At 59.2% G+C, this 4,857-nt stretch carries 4 protein-coding genes; 1 reads left to right on the top strand and 3 read right to left on the bottom strand.

Annotated elements, in window-relative coordinates; all coding sequences use genetic code 11:
* Positions 1-194 precede the first annotated feature (194 nt).
* On the top strand, positions 195-1,088 hold the full coding sequence (locus ACRESJ_RS06780; protein WP_431757226.1) for a peptidoglycan DD-metalloendopeptidase family protein: 894 nt from the start codon (positions 195-197) through the stop codon (positions 1,086-1,088).
* A gap of 108 nt (positions 1,089-1,196) precedes the next feature.
* On the opposite strand, the gene ACRESJ_RS06775 is transcribed toward ACRESJ_RS06780, so the two are convergent.
* From ACRESJ_RS06775 to phoB, 3 genes are all read right to left on the bottom strand, one after another.
* Positions 1,197-2,537 (bottom strand): hemolysin family protein, encoded by a 1,341-nt coding sequence (locus ACRESJ_RS06775; RefSeq protein WP_431757225.1) that lies wholly within the window; start codon positions 2,535-2,537, stop codon positions 1,197-1,199.
* A gap of 123 nt (positions 2,538-2,660) precedes the next feature.
* Positions 2,661-3,947 carry a phosphate regulon sensor histidine kinase PhoR gene (gene phoR, locus ACRESJ_RS06770; RefSeq protein WP_431757227.1) on the bottom strand — a complete coding sequence of 429 codons (1,287 nt, stop codon included), beginning with the start codon at positions 3,945-3,947 and terminating at the stop codon, positions 2,661-2,663.
* 80 nt (positions 3,948-4,027) lie between these two features.
* On the bottom strand, positions 4,028-4,717 hold the full coding sequence (gene phoB, locus ACRESJ_RS06765; protein ID WP_431757224.1) for a phosphate regulon transcriptional regulator PhoB: 690 nt from the start codon (positions 4,715-4,717) through the stop codon (positions 4,028-4,030).
* Between the last annotated feature and the right edge of the window lie 140 nt (positions 4,718-4,857).

Here is a 4,857-nt window from a genome sequence, read left to right as displayed (position 1 = left end):
TCGTTAACGTTTTTCGCGAGCAAGCTCGCTCCTACAGTTGACCTTCATCGCTTAACTGACTGGCATTAAGGCTTGCCCGCGAAGAGGCCTCACCGCTCCTCCCTGAATCGCTCGTTTTGAAACATCTGTCGATCACGCAGGTCAATTGCGACTGCTAGGCTCAATCCAAGGCCTTACTCGACAGAATCCCGCCCATGTTCCCGCGCCTGTTGTTCCTCTGTGGTCTGTTCGTGGCCTCCACCTCGGCCGTGGCCATGACGATCTACAAATCCACCGATGCCAATGGTGTGGTCGCTTACAGTGATCGCCCCACGAAAGGCTCCAAGGTATTCGTTTTTCGTGATCGGATGGTCGAACACCTTGAGCGTCAGGTGTTCTACGTCATCATGAAGAAGGACGGCGTGGACAGCGTTTATGTGCGCAATGACCTGTATGCACCGGTAGAGATCGAATTGAGTTTCGCCGGAGTGAAAAACGTCAGTGGCGCACCGCGCCAGCCCATCCGGCGAGTGATACCGCTACGCACCAGCGTTCGCCTGGCACAGCTCACGGCGACTCAAGCCTCAAGGCCGCTCGTGTACATCCCCAAGCTTAAATATTCGCTAGGTGACCCCTCAGGCACCGCCATGGCCTATCGATATCCGTTGCCCTGGCGTGGTGGTCCCTTCCGGGTCAGTCAGGGCGCCAACGGGCAATACAGCCATTATGGGCCGAAGAACCGATACGCCATGGACATCGCCATGCCGGAAGGCACGCCGATCATCGCCGCCCGTGGCGGGGTGGTGGTGAAAACCGAAAACAGCCAGACCGGGCGTGGCACCAATCCGTCGGGCAACTTCGTGCGGGTGTTGCATGACGATGGGACCATGGGCGTGTACCTGCACCTGAAGAAGGGCTCGGTTCGTGTTCGTGAGGGGCAGCGGGTGGCGGTGGGCAGCGCGCTGGCGCTGTCGGGCAATACTGGCAACAGCAGTGGGCCGCATCTGCACTTCGTGGTGCAGCGAAATACCGGGATGGGGCTGGTGTCGATACCGTATAGCTTCAAACAGCCGGTGGGGGCGTTGCCCAACTTTGCGTTGAGGCCATGAAAGCAAAAGATCGCAGCCTTCGGCAGCTCCTACAGGTGTACACATAACCCCTGTAGGAGCTGCCGAAGGCTGCGATCTTTTAAGGTCAACGCGAATCAATGCATTGCATCAATCCAGCATCAACACCTTCGCCAAAATGATCTTCGGACCTTTCATCTTCTTGATGATGATCCGCAGACCCTCGACTTCCAACACTTCTTCCTCTTCCGGAACTCGCTTGAGGCTCTCGTAGACCAGCCCGGCGAGGGTTTCGGCTTCCACGTGGTCCAGATCGATGCCCAGCAGACGCTCAACCTTGAACAACGGCGTATCGCCTCGTACCAGCAACTTGCCCGGCTGGTACGCGAGGATCCCGCGCTCGGCCTTGCGGTGTTCGTCCTGGATATCGCCCACCAGCACTTCCAGCACGTCTTCCATGGTCAGGTAGCCGATGATGTTGCCATCAGCCTCTTCGACCACGGCGAAGTGCGAGCCGCCCTTGCGGAACTGTTCCAGCAACTGCGACAGGGGCATGTGCCTTGAGACGCGCTCCAGCGGGCGGGTCAGCTCGGAGAGGTTGAACGACTCGGGGATGTGGTCTAGCGCCGCCAGTTCCAGCAGCAGATCCTTGATATGCAGCAGGCCGACGAACTCCTGGCGCTCGCTGTCATATACCGGATAGCGGCTGAACTTATGGCGACGGAACATCGCCAGGATTTCCTTGAGCGGAGCATTGAACTCCAGGGTCACCAGGTCTTCTCGGGAGTTGGCCCAGTCGACCACTTCCAGCTCGCCCATCTCGACTGCCGAGGCGAGCACGCGCATGCCCTGGTCGCTCGGGTCCTGGCCACGGCTGGAGTGCAGGATCAGCTTCAGTTCTTCGCGGCTGTAATGGTGCTCGTGATGCGGGCCGGGTTCACCCTGGCCAGCAATGCGCAGGATGGTGTTGGCGCTGGCATTGAGCAGGTAAATCGCCGGGTACATGGCCCAATAGAACAGGTACAGCGGCACTGCCGTCCACAGCGACAGCAGCTCGGGTTTGCGGATGGCCCAAGATTTCGGGGCGAGCTCGCCGACCACGATGTGCAGGTACGAAATGATGAAAAACGCGGTGAAGAACGAGACGGCCTTGACCACTTCGGCCGACTGCACGCCGACGGTTTCAAGCAGGGGCTCGAGAATGTGCGCAAACGCCGGCTCGCCGACCCAGCCAAGGCCCAGGGAGGCGAGGGTAATGCCCAACTGGCAGGCCGACAGGTAAGCATCCAGCTGACTGTGCACAGTGCGCAGGATGTGGCCGCGCCAGCCGTTTTGCTCAGCAATCGCCTCGACCCGGGTCGAGCGCAATTTGACCATGGCAAATTCCGCCGCAACGAAAAAGCCGTTGAGCAGTACCAGGATCAGAGCAAAAAGAATCATGCCGAAGTCGGCGAATATTGTTGCGAGGGTCAAGCCAGGGGAAGGGTCCATGATGGAGTTTTGCGGGTTCCGTGTATTCGAAAGGAAAGAAAAATGTGCGCCTGAAATGCAGGCGCAAGTCAGCCAATGTAGCGGCTGACCGGGCGATTGCCTAGTGGTGAGTGCTGGCCGGTATCAATCAGCGGCGCTGATAACCCTGGATTGGCTGACCTGTGCAGGAGCGAAATGGCAGGTAAAGGTACTGCCATGACCCGGTACGCTGCTGATTTCCATCCGCGCGCGGTGGCGCAGCAGCACGTGCTTGACGATCGCCAGGCCCAGGCCGGTGCCGCCGGTGTTGGAGTTTCGGCTGGAATCGACGCGATAGAAGCGTTCGGTCAGGCGCGGCAAGTGTTTGCTGTCGATGCCGATCCCGGAGTCCTGCACGCTCAGGTGCGCGCCTTGCTCATCACCCCACCAGCGAATGCGGATATTGCCTTCGGCCTGGGTGTATTTCACCGCGTTGAACACCAGATTGGAAAACGCGCTGCGCAATTCCGCTTCGCTACCCTTGAGCAGAATCGTCGGGTCGGCTTCCAGGCTGATCTTCTGGTTCTTCTGGCCGGAGAGCTGTTGAGCGTCACTTTTGATCGATTGCAGCAAACCATCGATGGCCACGGGCTGGTTGTCCGACGGGTAATCGGTGGCCTCCAGTTTGGCCAGCAACAGCAGGTCGTTGAGCAATGTCTGCATGCGTCCGCCTTGCTGCTGCATTTGCTGCAGGGCACGGGTCCAGCGTGGATTCACATCCTCGACGTTGTCGAGCAACGTCTCCAGATAGCCGCAGATCACTGTCAGCGGCGTGCGCAGTTCGTGGGAGACGTTAGCGATGAAGTCTTTGCGCATCTGCTCCAGCTGATGGATGCGTGTCACGTCGCGCACCAGCATCAGGTGCTCATTGTTGCCGTATCGGGTGATGTACAGCTGAATGCGCATCCGGTCGTTTGTCGGCGAGGGGATTTCCAACGGTTCGGCGTAGCTGTCTTGTTCGAAGTATTCCTTGAAGCGCGGATGACGCACCAGGTTGGTCACCGGTTGGCCACTGTCCTGCGGCGTCTTGAGGCCCAGCAGGGTTTCGGCGGCACGGTTCCACCATTCCAGGTTGCCGTCGGAGTCGAGCATGACCACTGCGTCTTTCAGCGCCGCGGTGGACTCCTGAACCCGGTCAATGACGGCTTGCAAGCGCCCGCGAACGCGCTGATCGCGGCGTTGCAGGTGATAGATGCTGTCGAATACCTCGCCCCACAGGCCATAACCATCGGGCGGTGCTTCATCGGGTTTGTGCAGGCGCAGCCATTCGTGCAGGCGCAGCAGTTGCTTGAGGGTCCAGGCCAGGTAAATACCCAGGCCTGCGGCGAGGCTCCAGCCGTAGTAGCCGGTGATCAGGCCGATCACCAGGCAGGCGGTGACCAGCAGCAGCATGTGGCGAATCAGGGTGCCATGCCAGTTTTGGTTCACTTGATCGCGCGTCCTTGTCAGCTTGTCGGGCGGTACTGTCCGGATCAGGCCTTTGTAGAAAAGCGGTAACCGGTGCCGCGCACGGTTTGTACCAGATTTTCGTAGGCATCGCCGAGAGCTTTGCGCAGGCGACGAATGTGCACGTCAACGGTGCGTTCCTCGACATAGACGTTGCCGCCCCAGACCTGATCCAGCAACTGGCCACGGGTGTAGGCGCGCTCCTGGTGGGTCATGAAAAATTGCAGGAGACGGTATTCGGTCGGCCCCATTTCGGCGGGTTTGCCATCGATGGTCACGCGGTGGCCAATCGGGTCGAGCAACAGGCCACCGACTTCAATCGGCGCTTCGCCATCGGTCGGGCCAGCACGGCGCAGTACGGCCTTAAGGCGTGCCACCAGCTCGCGGGGGGAAAACGGTTTGGTGATGTAGTCATCGGCACCGACTTCAAGGCCCTGGATCTTGTTGTCCTCTTCGCCCTTGGCGGTAAGCATGATGATCGGGATATCCCCGGTCAGCTCATCGCGCTTGAGGCGGCGGGCCAACTCGATGCCGGACGTGCCGGGCAGCATCCAGTCGTGCAGGATCAGGTCCGGTTTGCGGTCCACGATAATGGCGTGGGCCTGCTGGGAGTTCTCGGCCTCCAGGCAGTCATAGCCGGCCATTTCCAATGCAACGGCGATCATTTCGCGAATAGGCGCTTCGTCGTCGACGATCAGAATGCTCCTGCCAACCATGCCTTAATCCTCTTGTCATTTAACTGTCTTGCGCCGCATTAGATAACGGAATTATTGCAGTCGTGTGACAGTATTTTAGTTGCCCTGCGATTGTAGCGAACCTGAACTAAGCTCTAAGTCCGAACCCTGACAACCACAAA

It is taken from the genome of Pseudomonas sp. (genome assembly GCF_050739655.1).
Lineage (GTDB): Bacteria > Pseudomonadota > Gammaproteobacteria > Pseudomonadales > Pseudomonadaceae > Aquipseudomonas.
Note: the sequence above shows the minus strand (reverse complement) of the source record. Positions and strands in the feature narration are given on the sequence as shown.